This is a genomic window from Nitrospinota bacterium (genome assembly GCA_027619975.1).
Taxonomy (GTDB): Bacteria; Nitrospinota; Nitrospinia; order Nitrospinales; family VA-1; genus JADFGI01.
In genome coordinates this window covers 1-21,175 of record JAQCGX010000043.1, presented here as the reverse complement: position 1 = coordinate 21,175, position 21,175 = coordinate 1, and the positions used below count along the sequence as shown (strand labels likewise).

Below are 21,175 nucleotides of genomic sequence, written 5' to 3'. Positions count from 1 at the left end.
TTAAAAGCAAAAACCTGTAAAACTTAACTCGCTGACGGATTTTTCTCTTTTTCAGCAACCTGTTAGAGTCGTTATGCAACAGCTCATGAATTTTGTTCACCTTATGAGCCTGGTGTGCTGGATCGGGGCGGTCATCTTTTTTTCCTTTTTTACAGCGCCCGCTGTTTTTAAAACCCTTGATCGACCGACCGCTTAAAATAATGGGTTGGCGATTGCAAAAGCCAAAAAATACTTATTTCATAAATTTTCTTAATCACTCCTTTCCCCCACTGATCTATGAATATATTAGGACTATCCGCTTTTTATCATGATTCGGCCGCGTGTCTGGTGCGCGATGGAGAGATCATCGCCGCCGCGCAGGAAGAAAGATTCACTCGCAAGCGGCACGATGCCGAATTTCCCAAGCTGGCCGTTGAGTACTGTTTGCAGGAAGCGGGCATCAAGGTCTCCGACCTGGATTATGTGGGGTTTTACGATAAACCCTTCGTAAAGTTCGAACGGATTCTGGAAACTTACCTCAGCATTGCCCCGACGGGACTGAAGCAGTTTCTTTCCGCTATTCCCATCTGGTTGAAGGACAAGCTGTGGACCCGGGAAAATATCCGCAAACATCTGGATTACTCCGGCCCGATTCTTTTTTCGGAGCATCATGAGTCGCACGCGGCCAGCGCTTTTTACCCTTCTCCCTTTCAGGAAGCCGCTGTCTTGACGATGGACGGGGTCGGCGAATGGGCCACGACCAGTATCGGTGTGGGCAAGGGCAATCAACTGGACCTGATTCAGGAACTGAGTTTTCCGCACTCCCTGGGCTTGCTGTATTCCGCCTTTACGTATTATCTGGGTTTCAAGGTGAACAGCGGGGAATACAAGGTGATGGGGTTGGCCCCTTATGGGGAGCCCAAGTATGTCAACCTGATCCGTGACAATTTGATCGACCTGAAGGAAGACGGCTCCTTTCGGATGGATATGAGATATTTTAATTTTCTCGGTGGGTTGACGATGACCAACAGCAAGTTGGACAAACTCATGGGAGCGCCCGCCAGAAAACAGGAAGCCAAACTCACACAGAGAGAAATGGACATCGCCGCCTCCCTGCAAGTGGTGACCGAAGAGGTGATGCTCAAGATGGCCCGATACGTGCGCAGGTCCACGGGCATGAAGTCTCTGTGTCTTGCGGGCGGTGTGGCGCTCAATTGTGTCGGCAACGGAAAAATTCTGAAGGAAAAAGTTTTCGACGACATCTGGATTCAACCCGCCGCTGGAGACGCCGGTGGGGCGGCAGGGGTGGCCCTTTGCATCTGGCACAAGGTATTGAAGAATGAAAGAAAAGTCGTCGCTGGCAAGGATGCGATGAAGGGTTCTTATCTCGGACCCGGATACGATTCGGAGTCGATCCAGAAATATCTGGGAGAAAATAATATTCCCTACAAGCAATACGGCGAAACGGATTTGATAAAAACCGTGGTCGGTCTGCTTCAGGAAGAGAAAGTGGCCGGCTGGTTCCAGGGGCGGATGGAGTTCGGTCCGCGTTCTCTCGGGGGGCGCAGCATCATAGGAGACCCGAGAAGCACTAAAATGCAGTCCATCATGAATCTTAAAATAAAATTCAGGGAATCGTTCCGGCCCTTTGCGCCTTCCGTACAAGCGGAAAAAGTGAGTGACTGGTTTGAAATGGATTCCGAAAGCCCCTATATGTTGCTGGTGGCACCGATTCGGGAAGATAAACGCATTGCCCTGACCGAGGAGCAGAAAAAATTATTCGGGATCGACTTGTTGAACGTGCCCCGGTCGCAGCTACCCTCCATCACCCATGTCGATTACTCCGCACGCGTGCAAACAGTGGTTCCGGATTATAATCCCCGGTTTTATAATCTGCTGAAGGAATTTGGCGAGGCCACCGATTGTCCGGTCCTCATCAACACGTCTTTTAACGTGCGCGGGGAGCCGATCGTTTGTACGCCTCAGCAGGCTTATATGTGCTTTATGCGAACAGGGATGGATTTTCTCGTTCTGGAGGATTGTGTTCTTCTTAAAGCTGAACAGACGCCACTCGAAGATGATAGCGACTGGCGCAACGAATTTGAGCTGGATTGACCTTCAGCATCAACCAAAGAGTTTCGAAAACGCATTTTTTATTTTGTTTAAGCCGCTGGAAAGTTCTCTACCAAACTCTTCCAATCGATCGTCGGCAAGATTTTTTCGGTTTTCTAATTTCTTTTTTAATTCATCTAATTGTTTGGAAAGCTCTTTCTTCTTTTCTCCCAGGATGTCTTCCGATAGGAACTTGGCCAGTTCAAACTGAACTTCAAAAGCCTCTAATTTGGAACTCAATTGACTGCTGATATGCTCCAAAAATCCGGGGATATCGCTTAATTCATCATCTACTGTTTGGACAACCTTTTGGAAGTTTTTCATGGCGCCTTCGATTTTTGATTTTTGAATTTCGAATGCTTCCCGGGTTTCGGCTTTTCCCAACGCCAGTTGAACTTGTAATTCTTGGTATTTCGTTAATATGTCCTCTTTTTTTTCATTAGAGATATTTTTCGCATTTTCCACAGCGTTTTTAGCTTTTCCAAGAGAAACGCCGAGTTTTTTTTTCTCCTCTTCTAACCAATCTTCCGCATCCGCTTTTCCTAAAGATAACTGAAGTTCGAGCTCTTCTACTTTTGATTTAACTTGGTTTACGATTGAATCCACGTTCTGTTTTATTTCTTCATATTGAGACATAAATTACCCTTTCATGGATAAAACCGGCATTCCTCATTAGCATTTAAAATCTTTTGAAAATTTACCTGGATGAAGAAAATCGCCTTTTGAGACCAAAAAGTTTGGATTTAGCGCGGATTGTACCATTTATTTATCCTTATTTTTAAATAGTAGTTTTATGAAAAGGAATTCTTCAATAATAGACTTTTTTAAAATATACTTCTCCCCACTCAGGTGGTTAATCCATTTTTTCTAATTTTCTGGGAACGGCAACCTCGGTCAACTGAAATGTAATGTTCCGGGCAGGCCGAACGACCCTCGCACCGATAAGGATGTCTCCACGACTGGCGACAAAAGTGAGGCGAAGTATTTATAGGGGAAGGCTCATGAAAACATCGGACAAAGGCAGGCCGTTCCTTGCCAGAACACGGTTTCTGGTTATCGCTCTCGTGGTTGGCGCCATCTACAGCTATGGATGGCGGGTGACGGAAATCAATCTGGGAGAATTGGTCCGCGATTTCCACCTCGTTAAACCTCTCGTCCGCGATCTCCTGCAACCGGATCTTTTCACAGTGGAAACCGAAGCTATTACGGTGGAAGCCTCGTTCCTTCTTTCCGAAAACTCCCCCCTTTCTTCGACCCAACCATTATTTTCTCCTGTAGATGGGGCGGAAATATTATTGTCCCGGCAGAAAGGGAAAATAGGCGACACGGTCACTGTGACGGGAACGCATCTGCTGGCGGAGAAACCGGGGCAGTTGTTTTGGGTCAATTCCATTGAGCAGGAATTTCCGCTGGGATCGTTCACCACCGATGCACGCGGCGAATTTTCGATGACCTTTGAGGTTCCTGAATCAGCGCGGGGGGAAGAGCAGATCGTGCGGGCGGTTCTTTCTTGGAACACTGGCGGCTGGCATGTGAGCCACACTCTGAAATTGACCGCAGATAAAATGGTTGAGACCCTGTTCCTCGCCCTGATGGCAACGACGCTTGCGGTGTTGATTGCGGCTCCACTGAGTTTTCTCGGAGCGCGAAATTTGATGACGCGTCATCTGCCGGGGACCACAGTTTATTATTTTACCCGCACCGTGTTCAATGTGCTTCGCTCCGTCGAACCTTTGATCATGGCGATTCTGTTCGCCGTCTGGGTGGGCATCGGCCCTTTCGCCGGGATGCTGGCCTTGGCAGTTCACTCCGTAGCTACGCTCGGAAAACTGTTTTCCGAGCAAATCGAAAGTGTGGACCCGGGTCCCCTGGAAGCGATTGCCGCAACAGGCGCGAGCCCCGTTCAGGTGGTGCTGTACGGCGTGGTTCCACAAATCGTCCCGCAGTTTCTGGCACTCACTTTTTACCGCTGGGATATCAACGTGAGAATGTCCACGATCATCGGGTTTGTTGGTGGAGGTGGCATCGGGTTTCTCTTGCAACAATGGATCAATCTGCTGAAATATCATGAAGCTGGAACGGCGCTTTTAGCGATCGCCTGTGTCGTCATCACTCTGGATATCGCCAGCGCCCGGATTCGGGAAAAAATCCTTCGCTGACCTGGCAACGGCCAGGAGCGGAGTGGAACTATTTTCTGGGAGCGACCCGGCTGAGGATTGAGATGAAGCGGTTTGTTGATTCCGAATATTTTTTGACCCGGCCATCGATGAGGATGTCTTTGGGAGACAGCGGCCGTTCGTAATAACCCCAATTAGCGTCTGTATTTTCGCCGATGATGACGCCTTTCAGGGTGACTCCGGCAAACGCGCCTTTACTGCGGGAATAAGAGTAAATTTCCCCTTTGAAAGTCACATCCGAGCCCGCTTCTGCATGACGGCCCACGGGTCCGGCGGCGACAGACACGTCTGCACCCAGAGTGAATTTACTTTTTAGCAACCCCTCGATTCCCCGCTGAGACATGACCAGGAGGACCAGGTCCACCGCTTCGATGCCGATTTGAAATCCAAAACTTCCCCCGTAGTTTTTCAGGAAGGCGGGGGGGCCCCATTGCCCGGTTTTTTCATCTCTCACCGTAGCGACTCCGGAACCGTATTGAGCACCAAAGATGAATCCTGCTTTCACCAGGGTGGGAAAAACGATGATCGCTTTTGCTTTGGAGACCAGGGTTTCGGGTATCCCTTGATCGGGCGATTTCTGAATCTCTTCCAGAACCTGAACCGCTTCGATCAATATCTTCCTTTGATCTGCGCTATCTGCATGCACTGTTGACGCAAACAATAAACAACAAAGTAAACTGAGTGAGAGTGATTTCATCAAGACCTCCGGGGGCGTGAATAATTTGGGGGTGAGCTGTCTGCAAAAATATCTGCTGCAACGGTCTCGCGAAAAGCGCATTAATTAATTTATCTTTATTCAAATAATATAAAATTTATGCTTTAAGGTCAACAGCGTACTAGTTTAATAACTAATTGATTTTTATGCGACTGAAAAATTCAGCATGAATTGTGATCTATATCTCAAAATAAAAAATTGAATGGGTGATTGCGCAAGCCCAAACAATTTTAATTTTTGCGGATTGTCTTATAACGGCGCAAAGAGAAACTTCAGCAGAAGTGAAAAATACCTTTACCCCTTGGTGATGTCCGCTTACCATGCATGGCATATGAAACTCAACGAAGCCGATCATTTTCTGGGGGAACACGGTCACTTTTCCGACCGAATGCCGGGTTTTGAGTATCGCCCGCAACAGGTGGAAATGGTGGCAGCGGTTCAGCGGTCTCTGGAGAAGGGGCATCACCTGATTGTTGAGGCGGGAACCGGGACCGGGAAGAGTCTCGCCTATTTGATCCCTGCCATTCTATGGGCGGTGGAGAACAATAAGAAAGTGGTGATCTCCACTTACAGCAAGACTCTGCAACAACAAATCCTGAATCACGACATTCCCATGTTACAGGAGCAACTCGGGGTTCCTTTCCGGTATGCGCTGTGTCTGGGAAATGAAAATTATTTGTCGCTGCGTCGGTTGCAGCGGGCAGGGCAGACGGGCCTGTTCACCAAGCCGGAAGAAGACGGGCAGATGCAGGCGGTTTATGACTGGGCGGGAAGCACGTCCACGGGCCTAAGAAACGATCTGCCGTTTCAGGTCCTGCCGTCCGTCTGGGAAGAAGTCGGCAGACAGAAAGACCAGTGTCTGGGAAAGCATTGCGAAACCTATGACGCCTGCTTTTATTTCAAGGCCCGCAAAAAGTGGTTTGGCGCGCATCTTCTCATCGTCAACCATCACTTGTTTTTTGCCAACGTAGCCAATAACGGGGCCGTTCTTCCGGCTTTCGATGCGGTTATCTTTGATGAAGCGCAGAATATCGAAGATGCGGCGACTTCCTTTCTCGGCCTGGAAGTTTCAAACTCCAATCTCTATTATTTTCTCGACCGGCTGTACAATCCGAAAACCAGGCGTGGGGTGCTCACCCGCCTGGAGAATGATCTGGTTCCTGCGATTCGCAAACAGGTGATGCAGGTTCGGCTGGCGGTGGATGGATTTTTTACCCGCTTGCTGGAAGAGTTTGGAAACGCGGATCAGACGCTCCGTTTGTACAAGCCTCTGGCACTGGAAAACACCATTCATGCGCCTCTTCAGGAGTTGTATGAGCAGTTGCAGACCCTGGAAGGGCGTCTGCGCTCCGGGGAAGATCAGCTGGATGCTTCTGCCGCCGCCAACCGTTGCTTTGAATTCAACAACACGCTGTCAGCTTTTCTCAACCAGCATTTCCCCGATTACGTTTACTGGCTGGAAATCACTCAGCGGAAGCGTTTTAGAAAAGTGATCATGCGCGGTGTTCCCATCAACCTTGCCGGCCTCTTGAAAGAGCAGTTGTTTGATAAAATCGACCGGATGGTTCTGACCTCGGCGACGCTCACCACGGAAAGAGCATTTGATTTCATCAAGGAGCGCATCGGCTACGAACCTAAGGAAGAGGTGGTTCTGGATTCGCCGTTTGACTATCCCAATCAGGCCCTGCTTTATGTTCCAGACGACATGCCGGACCCGACAGAAAAAATTGAAATTTATGTAGAAAAGATTGCCGCACGCTGCCGGGAACTTATTCAGGCGGTGGGAGGGAAAACGTTTATCCTGTTCACCAGTTATGCGGTGTTGAACCGGGTGTATGAAAAGCTGGAAGATATGGGACGGGAGTACCCATTGATTAGACAGGGCGATCTTCCCACGGGGCAAATGATCGAACGGTTCAAGGAATTTCCGTCCGTCATTTTCGGCACCAGTTCGTTCTGGCAGGGGGTCGATATACCGGGAGACGCGCTGACCAGCGTGATCATCACCAAACTGCCTTTCGATGTGCCCAAGGAGCCGCTCACCGAAGCGCGACTGGAGGATTTAAAGAAACGTTCGATCGACCCTTTCCGGCATTACCAGATTCCCCGCGCCATCATCCAGCTGAAACAGGGCTTTGGCCGGTTGATACGCAAGCAGACTGACACCGGTATCGTTTCGATTCTGGACTCCCGGGTGCGCAACCGCGGCTATGGAAAAAAGTTTTTGGCTTCGCTACCGCCCTGCCGGGTTGTGAACGACCTGGAGGAAGTGAGCCGTTTTTTGTCCCAGCGGCCTGAGGCCGTTACAGAAATGAAATGACAACTTGCGAACAGGAGTCTTCAAAAAAAAGAAACACCGGCGGGCCTTGAGGGTCTTCTGAGTTTGTTATGTCAAGGTTTTCGTTGGATTCTGAACTTGTTATAAAGCAAATATCCGGAGAAAATATTGGACCCGGCGGCGGTCAGAGCTAAAAAGAGTTCCAATTATGCGATGACGGCCATGAAAAATAAAAAATAAGTGAAATCGCGGTTGGCCAGCTTATCGGTGATACTTTTTTTCTCTGCTTTATTGGGTTTGTATTCATCGCAATTCATTTTGCTGTTCACGATTTCCTGGCTCAGCAAAATAAAAGAAACCAGGCAACCCAGGACGGCAAAGCCGCCAAGAACAATAAAAAAGTCATTGCCGGTTGCGGCGCGTAACCCCAGCCCGATGGAAAAAAAGACCGCCATGTGGACGATGTTGTCACAAATAATGTCCAACTGTTTGCCAAAGGGGGACTCCAGAAACTTGAGCCGGGCGACTTCTCCGTCGGTGCAATCGACCCAGGTGGAGAGCAATAAAAGCCCCGCACCGGCCACGCCCATTGCATAACTCCCTGCCAGAAAACAAGCCGCGGCCCCCAGCCCGATGATCAGACTGACTAGCGTGATCATGTTCGGAGTGACGGGGGTCTTGATGATTTGCCGGGTCAGTTGACGGGAAATGAAGCGCGTGACGGATCGATCCATGAAGCTGTCGTTGCTCAACCCGCAGGATTGGATGAGCCGGTTGTCCATCGTCTTGAAATCTTCCGGTCGAGTGATCCGCAAATTCTCAGTTTCCGTCACCCATTTAATGTTGATGCCTGGATTCGGCGAAATTTCCTGAGGGATGTTCTGAGATTGGATGTTTTTCAGCCAGGGCACAAGGCCGCGCTCGTCGATTTGCTGCAGAAGCGTTTCAAGGTGGCTTGGGCTGAGAAAAAGGTTGCGATCGCTTTCCTGGGTATTTTCCTCGGGGTCCAACTTCAGGGTCTTTGCAATCCTGGCTTTATTTTGCAGGGCGGAACCATCCAAAAACAGGATGCAGTTGTCGTTCTCAGCGGAGACGATCAATTTTTCAGGTTTAGAATCCCATTCCAGTTGCAACCGGATTCTGGAGTCGTTCGCTACTCGCCGGTAAAGTTCATCGAACCCAACGACGTTTTTATCTGCAAACAGCATGAGACGCCTGGCCCCGGCCTGTTGAATGCTGAGAATATTTCTCAAAAGAAAAGGAACGCCGGCGATTTCTTTCCAGTACCAGTCCGTTACCTTCCAGGGAGCGGGCGGATTGGATATTATCAGCACCACGTACAAACTTTTATCCTCGGCAACGGATTTCTTAGTGTGGGTCAGCGGTGACATGGGCCAAAACTTTCAATGGGGCGATAACTGTGAAGCATAGCAAAAAAGGCGAAAAAATCAATGGAAAGAGGTCTTCAAAAAAAGGGCCTGTCACAAAAGCCTGTCGTGGCCGGGGAATGGGTTGAATGGGTGACAGCGATTTACTGGGGGGATTCGGCTGCGGGAGAGGGCAGAATGCCTTTCGAATGTTGTCTGGCTGCCATGGCGAGTCGTCTTTTTTCTATAAATAAGACAATGGCAAACAGGTTGGAGCCGATTCCCGCCACCCAGAGAAATAAATCGACGCGTCCGCAAACCGCGAAAATCAAGATGATATAAATAAAATTCCGACTGGCCAATACCTGAATAACGCCGTACATCCGTGATTCCTGAAAAAAATTCCCTTTACCGCCTTTGGGGAAATAAATGAGAGCAAAAACCGACAGTCCTCCGACCCCCAAAAGCGAAAAAGGCACTAAAGCGTAAATCATCCCCTGCGATTGCGCCGTTCCGATCATCATTCCAGTGAATATAAATACGTTGATGATGTTGTCGCAACTGGTGTCCAGAGTTTCTCCGAAATCCGATTCCATGAATTTCAGGCGGGCTACATCGCCGTCGCAACAGTCCCAGATGGCGGTTCCCGCCAAAAGGATGCCGCCGAACAATCCGCCTAAATAATTTCCTAATGAAAAAAACCATCCTGCGGAAAGGCCGATGAGCAGCCCTAAAAGGGTGATCTGGTTAGGCGTTAAAGGGGTTTTTACCAGCACTGAAGAAAGTGGCAATGAGAAATGCGAATTCAACCATTTATCCATGAGCTGCGTATAGTGGAATTTGTATTTCTGGATCAACTCCCACTCTGCTTGCCGAGCGTCGGGCGCTCCCTCAACCGTTTGCAAAAGAAATTGTTCCCCCTCAATATTGATGGGTACGGTGGATTCGTCGATGGATTCATTTTTTAAGAATGCCACCAGCCGTACGGATGCATGCGGAGGGAAAATAAAAATTTTTGTGGGCGTATCTTCCGGTAATGTTAACTGGGCGATTTGCGATTTGATTCCCGTATCCATTCTCCAGGCTTGCTTGATAAACTCCTGAATCAAGCCTGGCGTGATCACCTGATTTCCTGCCAAGAGCAAAAATCCGGTGGAATTTTCAAGGTTTCTAAGTGACGCATCATCCTCTTTCTGCAAAAACCGCTTTTGGTCGGTCCAGGTCAAATTTCCTTTAAAACGGAAATCATTTCTCAGGCTGTTGTCGATCTTGAACCGTTCTTCTTCCGGCAGGTGTTTTGATAAAATAATAAACTCGTCAATTCCCGCGCGTTGCAGCGTCAGGAGCAGTCGCTGGAATATTTTCAGACCGGCAATATCCTTTTCAAACAGGATCCGGTAGCCCGAGGAGAGGGGGGACAGTAAAATAACAGCTTGCCGTATTGAGTCCATTGGGAAAGAAAATCTTTTATTAGTTCTTTAATAATCCGTAGGTTGGGCTATAGATAAACGTGGCCAGGATAGATAGTTGGTCCTTTTTAATATTGGCCGGAAAGGGGTAAAAGGGCGCCGCCTCTTTGACGGCCTTGATGGCGGCAAAATCAAGAATTTCATGGCCTGATTTGTCGACCACCCGGGCGCTGACAAGGTTTCCGTCCTTTGAAATTCGGAATCTCAGGGTGAGTCTGCCGCTGATTCCTCTTTGCGCCGCTTCACTGGGATAGGTCCATACGCGTTCAATCTGGTGTTTGATCCTGGTGAAGTAAGAAGCGTATTGCGTCTCCGTGGTGTCGAGGGAAACGTCTTCGCCGCTGTCGGAATCTTCCAGGTTTTCAGTTTTCGTGTCCAGGGACGCGTATTTGTCAGGATCGAATCCATCCAGCAGGGACAGCGCTCCCTTGGTTCCCGCGTTTAAACTGGATTCACTTTCGTTTTGCGGTTCGTCCTGAGCCAAGGGGACAAAGATGCCTCGTTCTGTTATCGGAAATGACTGTTTGCTTTCTACGGCTTTTTTCTTTGCTATGGAACGGCTGATCTTTTTTTGAGGGGGAGTCGGTAATTTTTTGTCTGCCGTGGGGACCCCTGATGATTTGGGAACCGCGGTTTTTTTTCGCCGGTATTCTTTGTCCGGTGAATTTTTAATATTAGATTGTGCCCGGCTGTCATGACTGGCACGCAATTCCGATGTTTTGGGTTTTTCGATTTTTTTGGGTTCAGGGGCGTCGATTATGGTCCCCTTTTCCAGTTCGCTCTTGGATTTTTCAGGTTCAACAAATTTAACGTGAATCGGGTTGGGGGGCGTAACAGGGGATGGGGCGGGCATCAGCCAATACAGGAGCAGAAATACAATGTGGATGATTAAGGAGTACAAGACAAATCGGTTCAACCGGGTCTGGTTCAGAAGACTTTTGTGCAACCAGAACCGTTCCGAAGGAATCGCTCCCATATCTGCCAAGTTTATGGCGGAGCCTGATTTCATTTGAATGAAGTTTCTCTCAAGAAAGCCATGTTCATATCACCAATTTACCTGTTAATCCCTGCCAGCGCAAGTTTGTAAGGTTTCTTCCCTGCTGCGGTTCAAAACCAGGTGCAAATAAGGTCAGACGCCTGATTGGTCGTAGTTTTCATAGAAAATAAGGGGCGGAATTACAGTTTGTTTTTCATAGAAAAGGGAAGGTGGTCGCTAAAGGGTATCTCTAAAAATTGACTAAATGCTCCTAATCGTCAATTTAGGGAGATGGCTTTGTTTTAGTGGAACAGGCGACCTGCCCTTAAAGGTTATACGGAAGTGCGGAATTTAATTCCGCCTTTCCAGCCTGTCCGCACGGGCTAGAAAGCCCATGCCACTGATACAAAAAATCCTTGTACAATGTTCGATTTCCTGTAATAAACTAATTTTTAGAGATGCCTTAAAGTGTATTATTCCAGGTACAGCCTGAAAATGGGGCATGGATGCTTCAGGTTTCCTGCCGGTTTTGAATTTTTAATTCCTCGCAATTTCTTTTGTACCAATGGTACGCAATTTTTGTTCTGGAGTTATTCGCATTCGGGGAAATGTAATTCCCTTGGGAATCGAAAGGCATATATTTCATCTGCAGGGCTTGGTGAATGCGGTTAATGTATGCAGGGAAATCGTGGTACATGGGCAGTTCCTTTTTCAATTTCGGCATGCCCTGTTCTCTGAACCGAAGCAGTTCGCCGCCAAACGGATGAATGTGCGCGAGGCCATCTTTCCCATGTAAATTGTCGGCATATTGCGTGAGCGATTCAAAGTCTTCCCAATCTTCAAGCGCATCCACATCGCTAACGAAGGAAGGGTCCGCATGCAACTTGGCCTTGAAAGCCGTATTGAGCAGGATGGAAGCGCCTTTTTGGAAATTTTTTGCGTGCATTCCAAACTGATACTCATCCTTTGCCCGGAACCGTTTGAGATTGGGCCCGAAGCGGATGAAATGATCCGCCATCACTGGAAGCAGTTTCAGGAACCGTCGGGGCAACCCCAATGCCTGCTTGACCCCCGCCCGCAGGATCTTTCCGTCTTTTCTGGAAGAATGCAAATGGTTGATAATATCGGGATTCACTTCCGTAAGATTGATGGGGTAGACATTTGGTTCTTTAATGTCGTGTAATTCATTGATATATTCATAGATGGCGCGATAATGATAGTTGCGCTGTACAAATTCGCTGTCCGGGTCCTCCTGGTGGCGAGGGAACATTTTTTGTTTCGAATTCAGCCATAGGATCAGATTGGTATGTTCAATGTCTTTATCCTGGAGGACCTTTTCCAAATCATACATGAAAGGCAGATCCCCCGGTTGAAACAGAATCAATTCATTGGGCGCGATCGTTAGTTTACGCCGACCCAAGCGCATGGTGTTGATCAGGCTCAGGTTGTCCAGATCTTCATGGGCAAAGATAATTTTTTTATCTGAGGTCGGGACGACTTCCAGGAACCGGATCAGTACTTTTTCTACCTCGGGGGAACCGATGACCACAATTTCCTTGAGACTGGACTGAAGCAGGTTTGCCAGCGCATAGCACATTATGGGAATGCCGTGAATGAGGAACAGAAATTTGAGCTGGTCGATTTCATCATCCTCGGCGCGTAAAATCAGGTGACTGATGCCTTTTTTCCCTGCGGCGATTTCACGTTGAGCTTTTTCGATGCTCATGCGGTTGGCTTCAATCCTGGAGGCTGCCTTGTTATGGCTGAAGCTAAGGATGCATTTATCGATAAAAGGTTTGTTTTGGGCTGAAAACATTGAGTTAAGGAAACCGTGAGAGTTTGCGGATGTAGATAATCGCAGGCGGACCATAATTAGTTATTACCCTTGCGTAACTCTTTTTTTACCATGTTTGATGAATTACAGACAACCGATTTTCTTCCCGAGGTCAAGAAACGGTTGAAAACGGGAAGTGCGAACATCCTCGTTCGAGGTTCCGAACGCTGAATAGAACCGGCAAAAAACCGCTGTTTCTTGTTGATAAATAGATTTGACGTTTAATTTTTTTTAGACATACAATTAAAGAGTCCTCCTAAAATTGATATTTTTGACTTATGCAATCGCCAACCCCTTGAATAAGGTGTTGGCTCATAGTCCATAATTTTTTGAGGTGCCCTTAATAATTCTCTTTTATAAAAGGTTTTTCTAATGGGCGACCAAACCCACATTATTGAGCTGATCGATCAGATTCTGGAGGAAACCTCTTCCCAGCCGCATTTGCAGGAAAAGATTTTTGATCTGCGCGATGCGCTGTTTCACTCCCAGCAAGCGGTTCAGCAAATGTCCCTGAAGGTCAAGACACTTGAGGAAGCCGTTGAAAAATTAAAGTCTCCCGCGCACCGCATCGGTACCATTCTTGGCGAAGGCGAGAACGGGCTTTATCGGCTGGTGGTCGGCGGTACGGAATATCAAGCCGCGGTTGCGCCGGAATTGGTGGAAAACGGTTCGCTGAAAACCGGAGACCAAGTGGCGCTCAATGAAGGCTTCGTTGCCATCCAAAAACTTCCTTTGCCCGAGCAGGGTCCGTTGGTAAAAATCACCAGTAAACTCGCCAATGGTCAGTGGCTTGTTTCCGGCACCAGCGCCGGATCGGAAACCATCGCCCTCAGTCATGCAGACCTGGACATAGCCTCCCTGAAAGAAGGAGAAGAAGTTTTTCTCGACCCCAACCAGAGGGTGATTCTTGGGAAGCTTCCCAAGCGCGAATCCAAAGGATTTACCGAGGACGATTATGTTGAGGTGGACTGGAACCAGGTGGGCGGTCAGGAGAAAATGATTGAAGAAGTCCGCAAAGTGATCGAGTATCCCATTCTGCATAAAGAAATTTTAAGCCAGATGGAATATCAGATGGCCAAGGGGTTTTTATTTTATGGCCCCCCCGGTTGCGGCAAAACCCTGATGGGAAGAGCCATTCTCTCTGAAGTCATCCGCAAACTATCTGACAAGGAAAATAAAGAATTACAAGGAAGATTCATTCACGTCAAAGGTCCCGAAATCCTGAATATGTGGCTGGGCGAATCGGAAAGAAAAATCCGCGAAATTTTTCAGAAGGCGCGCGACTATCGGGAAAAAGGCCAGGTTCCCTTCATCTTTATCGATGAAGCCGAATCGGTGCTGGGAACCAGGCAGGCCAGTCGTGGATTGAATATTTCTAATACGTTGGTTCCCATGTTCTGCGCCGAGATGGACGGCATCCAGTCGCTCCGGGACACGGTCGTCATTCTGGCCACCAATAGGCCCGATCTCATCGACCCCGCCATACTGCGTCCGGGAAGGATCGACCGCAAGATCAAAGTCGGCAGGCCGGATCGGAAGGATTGCAATGCGATTCTCAAAGTCTATCTCAAGGAAACCTTCCCCAGGGAACATAAAAACTTTGAAGATATGGCCGAACCGTTTTTGGATAAGTTATTTCAACGGACCCCGGAACAGGAAGTTCTGGTTTTGACGCTGCGCAGCGGCGAGTTCAAAAAACTGTATTGGAAAGATTTTATCTCCGGTGCGGTGATTGAAAGCATTGTCAAACGCACCAAGGAACGGGCCATCGAGCGGGCCATCAAAGGAGAAGAACTCAGAATCACGGTGCAGGATTTATTAGCCTGCCTGGAAACAGAATTCACAGAAAGCACTTTACTGCCTGCCGAGTCGAATCTTGAGGACTGGTTGCAGCTTTTGGACATGGAATCTCGCAACGTCGTCAGGGTGCGAAAACCGAATCAATCGGACCGTCAGGCTGAGACCACCATCAAACGATCGATCATATGAGCGACCTGGTTCCCCTGATGGGGATCGAAACCGAATACGGAATCATCCGCGAAGATGCGGAATCCCCGGACCCGGTGGAAGAATCCATGCACTTGCTCAAGCGTTGCGAAGTTCCCAGCGTGTTTCGGGCCTGGTCTTACCGTCATGAAAACTCGCATCTGGATCTACGCGGTTATCAGGTCCGGTCGCTTGCTCAGGATGAGGAAGAGGACGCGTTTTGCGCCGAAGACAGGAAGCGGCCCTACTCTTATTGGGAAATGAAGTGTGACCGGGTGCTGGGCAACGGGGCGCGTTTTTATAATGACCACACCCATCCCGAATACACCACGCCCGAGTGCAACGGCGTCTTGCAACTGGTGGCGCATGATGTGGCGGGTGAGCGAATTGTAGGGGAATGCGCGCGGCTTAGAAATCAGGACCTTGGGCAAAATGTCGTGCAATTGTTCAAGAACAACACCGATTACAGCGGTCACAGTTACGGAACGCATGACAACTTTCTCATTCCCCGCGACCTGCCGTTTGACGACTGGGTCCAGGGCCTCGTGCCTTTTTTGGTGACGCGCCAGCTTTTTGCCGGAGCGGGCAAGGTGGGAACTGAAAATCGCCACGGACCGGATTTTACCGGGTTGCAACTCAGCCAGCGCGCAGACTTCATTGAAAGTCTACTGAGTATCGAGACCATGACCCAGCGTCCGATCGTAAATACGCGGGATGAGCCGCATGCGGTGCCTGCAAAATACCGGAGACTGCATTTGATTTTGGGTGACGCCAACATGTCGGCCTATGCCACGGCATTGAGGGTGGGGACGACGCGGCTGGTGTTGACGTTGATCGGGGAGAAAAAATTACCGGCGCCTCCGGCGTTGCAAGACCCGGTGGAAGCTATTAAAAAGGTGTCTCTGGATACAACCGGCAAGGAATTGCTGGCGAGAGATTCCGGGCAGACGATCACGCCGCTGGAGATACAGAATTTCTACCTGGATGCCGTAGAAAAATGTTATCAAGGTCAATGTGAGGAAACCGACTGGATCATCAGCGAGTGGCGCCGGACTTTGGATCAACTGGAAAACAGCCCTGAGAAACTGGCGGACCGTATCGACTGGGCGATCAAGAAAAAACTGTTCACCCAGTTTGTGGAGACGGAAAAGTTGGAGTGGGAGGACCCGTGGCTACAAAGCCTCGATCTGGAATATCACAACCTGGACCCGGACCGGGGTCTCTATCGCGGATTGGAGCAGGAGGGAAATGTTCTGCAATTGATTCCCGAAGCCGAGGTGACTGAAGCGATTCACCAGCCGCCTGACGGGACACGGGCCATGATTCGCGGCCTGGTGGTGCAGAATGAATTGGATAATATTGAAAAAATCCATTGGACCGGGGTGGAGTTTAAAAAAGGCGATGAGCTGGATCTGTCGCATGTGATCACCCCCGCCGATGTCGAAAAAATGTTGAACTCAAAAAAGGAGCAATTCGCATGGATATGAATGATCCTCTGAGGAGGGAAGAAAAAAAAGAGTCCTCTCCGGACAGGCAGGACAGCGGACCGAAGGAGCCGGATATCTCGCGTCCGGGACGGGACGGTCTCTTGAAGCGAATGAAACGTGTGGACCCGAAGCAATCTGAAAAATACAAACAGCGAACCGGGCAATGAACTCTCAACGAAACCCAACCCCGACTTCCGGCGATTTTTTCGAACTTTTGCAAAAGTCGGGCTATCGCTTGCACGCCGAATTGAATCATTCCAATGGCGCTGAAAAGTTCGTTTTGCCGCAAGCCACCACCGTCCTCGCGTTCCATTATAAAGATGGCGTGCTGATGGCCGGTGACCGCCGCGCCACAGCGGGCAACAGCATCATGTATGAACGCTGCGATAAAGTGATTCCCATCGATGACTATTCCCTGATGGCGATTGCCGGAGTGCCGGCGACGGCTTTTGAAATGGCGCGTATCCTGTCGCATAATTTCGAATATTATCGACGGTCGCAAATGCAGTCGATGAGCACCGAGGGGAAAATCCGGGCTTTATCGAAACTGTTGAAAGAAAACGTGGGCATGGCCCTGCAGGGCGTGGGAGCGGTGAGTCCTATTTTTGCCACTTACGATTTAAGAAACAGCAAGCCTTTGATTTATTTTTATGACATGCTGGGCGCTGAATTTCGAATTCACACCCATGTTGCGACCGGGTCCGGGTCTCCCATGATTCGCGGAATTCTAGAGCATGAAGACCTTTGGGGCAAGAAACCTCTCGTGGAGCGGAGCGAAACGGAAGCCACGAAGCTGGCCATTCGCCTGCTGCAAACTGCGGCGCAGTTTGATTCCGCCACAGGACAGGCGCGTCCGGAAGACAAACTGTTTCCGGTCATCTCCACGGTCACCAAAGTCGGGTACCATATTGTCCCTGAAGAGGATATGCCCGAAATATATCAAAAATCCATGAGTCGGGGGTGAAGATGTTTGAGGAACCATTTCGCTGGATGGAAGCCATTTCCACCCGCCACAGTTATGTCCGGGAGAAACTTCAAAGCGGTCAGCCGGTGATTGCCGTGCCTTATCAGGAAGGCGCCCTCATGTTGGGTTTCTCTCCTCAGGCCGGAAAAATATTCGAGGTGTATGACCGCATTGCCATGGGCGGCATGGGGCATCCGGCGGATGTGGAAAAAATGCGCATGACCCTGCTCGACATGGCGCACCTGGAAGGGTTCAACCGTTCCGCCCAGGATGTGACCATCGCACGGCTGTTGCAGTTCGGAATAGCCCCGGCGCTCAAGCAGAATTTTGAAGAGGTTCAGCGGGCGCCCTATCTGATCAAACTCCTGCTTCTGGAACTCGACCCGGATGGAAAGTCACATTTTTATCGCTTGAATTACGATGGATACTGGGAAACATTGACAAAAGGCGGTTGCATCGCCGGCGAAGACCAGGTGATGGCGTGGATCGATAAAAAAATAGAGGATACCCCCTTTGCAACCTTCCCCCTCGATCACGCCTTGGCCGAGGTGTGTAAACTTTGGGAAGAGGGGAAAAAGCAGGCGTCTAAAGAAGAGGAGAAAGATGACGGAGACGCTGAAACTGCCGTCAGCTTGAAAGAGGCGTTTGAAAAATGGAGCCTGGAAGCGGCGGTGCTGTGCGCTTCGACCCAGCGGCGGTCCATTTACCGGACGCTCAATCCGCAGGAAATTGAAAAACTCAAAGCAGCGGTCTTATAAAATGAGAAAGCGCATTTACGGCATAGAAACGGAGTACGGGCTTCTTGTCAAAGATCCTGATTTCCGTTATGACCCGGTTGAAATTGCCAGCCGAATCAAAAACCATGTGTTTTCCAAAGGTCTGGGTGTGCTGGATCTGCATTACCGGGCCAACGACGAGCCTCCCGGCAATGGCGGGTTTCTGGCCAATGGTGGCCGCCTGTATCTGGATATGGGGCATCTGGAATACGCCTCGCCCGAATGTTCCAATCTGGTGGACCTGATCACTTATGACCGTGCGGGCGATCAATTGGTTCAGGATGCGGTGGAGGAACTGGGCTGGGCCGATCAGATAGGTATCATAAAAAACAATGTCGATCTTGAGACCAACGCGACCTTCGGCTGTCACGAAAACTATCTGGTCAGCCGGTCGTTTCCTTTCGACGAGCAGGATAACTTAAAAATCCTTTCCGCATTTTTAGTGACCCGGCAAATCTATTGCGGGGCGGGCCGAATCGGGTCCTGCAACCCGCATCCATTTCGAGATTGGGATGGTTTCTCCGAGGAAGTCCATGAGGAGGAGCCAGTGGACTTTCAAATTTCCCAGCGCGCGGATCATATTCCCAACGAGTTTTACCGCTGGGTGCAGTACAACCGGGCAATCGTCAATACCCGCGACGAACCCCTGTCCGATCCCAGCAAGTACCGGCGCATTCATCTTCTGGTCGGCGATTCCAATATGAGCGAATTTGCGACGGCCATGAAAATGGGGGTCACTGGCCTGATGCTGGAATTGATTGAGCAGGGTCTCGCCAAACGGGAATGGATACTGGCGGACTCGGTCGGAACGATGCGGTCCATTTCGCGCGACCCCGATTTCAAGTGGGAAATCACGATGCGAGACGGCAACCAGACAACCGCCCTGGAATTGCAATTGGACATTTTAGCAACGGCAAAAAAATGTTTGGGCGGTTCCAGCCGCGAAACGGAATGGGTCCTGACGCATTGGGAATCGGTGCTGAACGATATCCCGAAGGGACCGGAAGCTCTTTTAGGGCGCGTGGACTGGGCCAGCAAATACTGGATGCTTTCGGAATTTAAAAAAGAGGAAAACCTGGCATGGCAAGACCCCTGGCTAAAAAGCCAGGATCTCGAGTATCATAATTTGAACCGCCAATCCGGACTCTACTGGGGGTTGGAAGAAAGCGGCGATGCGTTTAGAAAAACCAGCGATGCGGCGATCGAGCATTCAAAAACCACGCCCCCAAAAGGAACGCGAGCGGATGGACGCGGCGAATTGATACGGACGCTGATGGGAACCCACGCCAGTTATCTCATCGACTGGATTGGTTTTCGCCTGAGCAAAAATGAAGAACCTTTTCTCATGCTGGACCCGTTTATTTCTTACAAGTCAGAAATTCGCGCCTACCTGAAAAGTATGGATTTACTGCCTCCGGCGGAGGAGTGAAATTCTCTTTGATAGATCATGAAATGCGACATCGATGATTCGGAAAAGACCGCCCCGCCTCGAATTTAATCCTGAGTGATTAACTTTTGGAAACCGCAGGAAACCTTGATATATTGAGATAATAGCATTGCATCTATTTAAACAAGTTCATCTTTTCCACTTGATAATAATACGCTATGGAAAACTGTCTATTTTGTAAAATCGATCAAGGAGCTATCCCCGCGAAAAAAGTCTACGACGGGGATGACGTGTTTGCGATTGAAGATATCAATCCCCAGGCTCCGGTCCATCTCCTCATCATCCCCAAAAAACATTTTTCCACGTTATTGGAAATTGAAGCGGGCGACCATGCGCTGATCGGCTCCATCTTCGGGGTGGCCAACCATCTGGCGCGGGAAAGAAAACTCGATCAATCCGGGTTCCGCATCGTGGCCAATTGCGGGGCGGGGGCCGGGCAATCGGTATTTCATATTCACTACCACCTTTTAGGTGGCAGAGCCATGCACTGGCCTCCAGGATGACCCATGATCACAGCACACGGATTGTATGAAAAGTTAAAGGACATTCAGGTCGGCAACCCCATTTGCCGGTTCACCGAGGAAAACTGTGAACTTCTGCTTCCGGTTATCCGCCGGATCGAAGAACTCAAGGAACAAAAAAACGCCATCATCCTGGCGCACAATTATGTCGCCCCGCAAATCCTTTTCGGGGTGGCGGACCATACGGGCGATTCTTTTGGATTGTCCAAAGTGGCGATGGAATCTGCCGCCGATGTGATCGTGTTTTCGGCGGTGCGGTTTATGGCGGAGACAGCTAAAATTCTTAATCCGACAAAGACAGTGCTCGATCCCAACCCCGACGGCGGCTGCTCTCTGGCGGATGGCGTCACAGATAGCGATGTCCGGCGTTTGAGGATCGAGTATCCCGATCACACGTTTGTCTGCTATATCAACACAACAGCCGCCGTCAAGGCCGAATGCGATGTCTGCGTGACTTCCTCCAATGTGTACGCAATCATGGAGCGCATCGAAAACAATAAAATCTTTTTCCTGCCCGACCGCTTGATGGGGCAAAATGTGATCAAGTATCTACAGGGTAAAGGCATTAATAAAGAAATCGAAGTTTATGACGGAACCTGTTACGTGCATGAAGAGTATGAGCCTAAGAGCATCGATCAGGTGCGTAGAAATTTCCCCGGCACTGAAATCCTGGTACACCCCGAATGCCGGCCCAGCGTTGTGGATAAGGCCGATTACGTCGGTAGCACCACTGGCATGCTGAACCATGTCCGGCAGTCTGGTGGCGATACTTTTTTCCTGTTGACCGAGTGTGGTCTGACGGGGATTTTGGAGTCGGAATTTCCTGGGAAAAAATTTGTTGGTAGCTGTACCACCTGCCGTTACATGAAATCCAATTCCCTGGAAGATATTCTTGATGTCCTCGAAAACCCCCGACCGGAAAATACCATCGAATTGTCCCCCGAAATACAGCAAAAAGCCCTCAGATGCCTCGAGCGGATGTTCGAGTACGCCGACCAGCGTGACGCTGGACCCTAACAGGTTGCTGAAAAACTATTTTTGGGACCTTAAAATGTTAATTTCAAGTTTACTGTTAATTTAAGAAAAC

The 21,175-nt window shown here is 49.4% G+C and carries 17 protein-coding genes; 11 read left to right on the top strand and 6 right to left on the bottom strand.

Features of this window, described 5'->3' with window-relative positions; translation table 11 throughout:
• The first annotated feature begins 276 nt into the window (after positions 1-276).
• Positions 277-2,094, top strand: a complete 1,818-nt coding sequence (locus tag O3C58_12835) for a carbamoyltransferase (protein MDA0692738.1) — start codon at positions 277-279, stop codon at positions 2,092-2,094.
• Positions 2,095-2,103: 9 nt separating this feature from the next.
• On the opposite strand, the gene O3C58_12830 is transcribed toward O3C58_12835, so the two are convergent.
• Positions 2,104-2,727 (bottom strand): hypothetical protein, encoded by a 624-nt coding sequence (locus O3C58_12830; protein MDA0692737.1) that lies wholly within the window; start codon positions 2,725-2,727, stop codon positions 2,104-2,106.
• Between the two features lie 365 nt (positions 2,728-3,092).
• Here O3C58_12830 and phnE point away from each other — a divergent pair, with 365 nt between their 5' ends.
• A complete protein-coding gene (phnE, locus tag O3C58_12825) occupies positions 3,093-4,250 on the top strand; it encodes a phosphonate ABC transporter, permease protein PhnE (GenBank protein ID MDA0692736.1) in 1,158 nt (385 codons plus the stop codon).
• A gap of 28 nt (positions 4,251-4,278) precedes the next feature.
• Here the strand turns inward: phnE and O3C58_12820 are convergent, their stop codons facing one another.
• Complete coding sequence (locus O3C58_12820; GenBank protein MDA0692735.1) at positions 4,279-4,965, bottom strand: lipid-binding SYLF domain-containing protein; 687 nt, start codon at positions 4,963-4,965, stop codon at positions 4,279-4,281.
• A gap of 220 nt (positions 4,966-5,185) precedes the next feature.
• On the opposite strand from O3C58_12820, the gene O3C58_12815 reads away from it, so the two are divergent.
• Positions 5,186-7,303: an ATP-dependent DNA helicase gene (locus O3C58_12815; protein MDA0692734.1), complete on the top strand. Its 2,118-nt coding sequence runs from the start codon at positions 5,186-5,188 to the stop codon at positions 7,301-7,303.
• Between the two features lie 164 nt (positions 7,304-7,467).
• Here the strand turns inward: O3C58_12815 and O3C58_12810 are convergent, their stop codons facing one another.
• The 4 genes from O3C58_12810 to O3C58_12795 form a co-directional block, all read right to left on the bottom strand.
• Positions 7,468-8,652: a CDP-alcohol phosphatidyltransferase family protein gene (locus O3C58_12810; GenBank protein MDA0692733.1), complete on the bottom strand. Its 1,185-nt coding sequence runs from the start codon at positions 8,650-8,652 to the stop codon at positions 7,468-7,470.
• Positions 8,653-8,792: 140 nt separating this feature from the next.
• Complete coding sequence (locus tag O3C58_12805; protein ID MDA0692732.1) at positions 8,793-10,079, bottom strand: CDP-alcohol phosphatidyltransferase family protein; 1,287 nt, start codon at positions 10,077-10,079, stop codon at positions 8,793-8,795.
• Positions 10,080-10,098: 19 nt separating this feature from the next.
• Complete coding sequence (locus O3C58_12800) at positions 10,099-11,106, bottom strand: TonB family protein (GenBank protein ID MDA0692731.1); 1,008 nt, start codon at positions 11,104-11,106, stop codon at positions 10,099-10,101.
• A 478-nt stretch (positions 11,107-11,584) separates the two neighbouring features.
• Positions 11,585-12,799: a hypothetical protein gene (locus O3C58_12795; GenBank protein ID MDA0692730.1), complete on the bottom strand. Its 1,215-nt coding sequence runs from the start codon at positions 12,797-12,799 to the stop codon at positions 11,585-11,587.
• 480 nt (positions 12,800-13,279) lie between these two features.
• Between O3C58_12795 and O3C58_12790 the strand changes: the two genes are divergently transcribed.
• From O3C58_12790 to nadA, 8 genes are all read left to right on the top strand, one after another.
• Entirely contained in the window at positions 13,280-14,896 is a 1,617-nt protein-coding gene (locus O3C58_12790; GenBank protein MDA0692729.1) for an AAA family ATPase, read from the top strand.
• A complete protein-coding gene (locus O3C58_12785) occupies positions 14,893-16,380 on the top strand; it encodes a proteasome accessory factor PafA2 family protein (GenBank protein ID MDA0692728.1) in 1,488 nt (495 codons plus the stop codon). The genes O3C58_12790 and O3C58_12785 overlap by 4 nt, the downstream gene beginning before the upstream one ends.
• Entirely contained in the window at positions 16,371-16,547 is a 177-nt protein-coding gene (locus O3C58_12780) for a ubiquitin-like protein UBact (GenBank protein ID MDA0692727.1), read from the top strand. The genes O3C58_12785 and O3C58_12780 overlap by 10 nt, the downstream gene beginning before the upstream one ends.
• Positions 16,544-17,344, top strand: coding sequence for a proteasome subunit alpha (locus O3C58_12775; GenBank protein ID MDA0692726.1), 801 nt, complete (start codon positions 16,544-16,546; stop codon positions 17,342-17,344). Before O3C58_12780 ends, O3C58_12775 begins: the two co-directional genes overlap by 4 nt.
• A 2-nt stretch (positions 17,345-17,346) precedes the next feature.
• On the top strand, positions 17,347-18,102 hold the full coding sequence (locus tag O3C58_12770; GenBank protein MDA0692725.1) for a proteasome subunit alpha: 756 nt from the start codon (positions 17,347-17,349) through the stop codon (positions 18,100-18,102).
• A 1-nt stretch (position 18,103) separates the two neighbouring features.
• Complete coding sequence (locus O3C58_12765) at positions 18,104-19,549, top strand: proteasome accessory factor PafA2 family protein (protein ID MDA0692724.1); 1,446 nt, start codon at positions 18,104-18,106, stop codon at positions 19,547-19,549.
• 176 nt (positions 19,550-19,725) lie between these two features.
• Positions 19,726-20,070, top strand: coding sequence for a histidine triad nucleotide-binding protein (locus O3C58_12760; GenBank protein MDA0692723.1), 345 nt, complete (start codon positions 19,726-19,728; stop codon positions 20,068-20,070).
• A gap of 3 nt (positions 20,071-20,073) precedes the next feature.
• Entirely contained in the window at positions 20,074-21,105 is a 1,032-nt protein-coding gene (gene nadA, locus O3C58_12755) for a quinolinate synthase NadA (GenBank protein MDA0692722.1), read from the top strand.
• Positions 21,106-21,175 lie beyond the last annotated feature (70 nt).

Coding starts and splice junctions, on each gene's coding strand:
- O3C58_12770 (MDA0692725.1), top strand. CDS start 17,347: ATGTTTGAGGAACCATTTCGCTGGATGGAAGCCATTTCCACCCGCCAC.
- O3C58_12765 (MDA0692724.1), top strand. CDS start 18,104: ATGAGAAAGCGCATTTACGGCATAGAAACGGAGTACGGGCTTCTTGTC.
- O3C58_12835 (MDA0692738.1), top strand. CDS start 277: ATGAATATATTAGGACTATCCGCTTTTTATCATGATTCGGCCGCGTGT.
- O3C58_12805 (MDA0692732.1), bottom strand. CDS start 10,079: ATGGACTCAATACGGCAAGCTGTTATTTTACTGTCCCCCCTCTCCTCG.
- O3C58_12795 (MDA0692730.1), bottom strand. CDS start 12,799: ATGAGCATCGAAAAAGCTCAACGTGAAATCGCCGCAGGGAAAAAAGGC.
- O3C58_12830 (MDA0692737.1), bottom strand. CDS start 2,727: ATGTCTCAATATGAAGAAATAAAACAGAACGTGGATTCAATCGTAAAC.
- O3C58_12790 (MDA0692729.1), top strand. CDS start 13,280: ATGGGCGACCAAACCCACATTATTGAGCTGATCGATCAGATTCTGGAG.
- O3C58_12800 (MDA0692731.1), bottom strand. CDS start 11,106: ATGAAATCAGGCTCCGCCATAAACTTGGCAGATATGGGAGCGATTCCT.
- nadA (MDA0692722.1), top strand. CDS start 20,074: ATGATCACAGCACACGGATTGTATGAAAAGTTAAAGGACATTCAGGTC.
- O3C58_12820 (MDA0692735.1), bottom strand. CDS start 4,965: ATGAAATCACTCTCACTCAGTTTACTTTGTTGTTTATTGTTTGCGTCA.
- O3C58_12775 (MDA0692726.1), top strand. CDS start 16,544: ATGAACTCTCAACGAAACCCAACCCCGACTTCCGGCGATTTTTTCGAA.
- O3C58_12785 (MDA0692728.1), top strand. CDS start 14,893: ATGAGCGACCTGGTTCCCCTGATGGGGATCGAAACCGAATACGGAATC.
- phnE (MDA0692736.1), top strand. CDS start 3,093: ATGAAAACATCGGACAAAGGCAGGCCGTTCCTTGCCAGAACACGGTTT.
- O3C58_12815 (MDA0692734.1), top strand. CDS start 5,186: ATGGGTGATTGCGCAAGCCCAAACAATTTTAATTTTTGCGGATTGTCT.
- O3C58_12780 (MDA0692727.1), top strand. CDS start 16,371: ATGGATATGAATGATCCTCTGAGGAGGGAAGAAAAAAAAGAGTCCTCT.
- O3C58_12810 (MDA0692733.1), bottom strand. CDS start 8,652: ATGTCACCGCTGACCCACACTAAGAAATCCGTTGCCGAGGATAAAAGT.
- O3C58_12760 (MDA0692723.1), top strand. CDS start 19,726: ATGGAAAACTGTCTATTTTGTAAAATCGATCAAGGAGCTATCCCCGCG.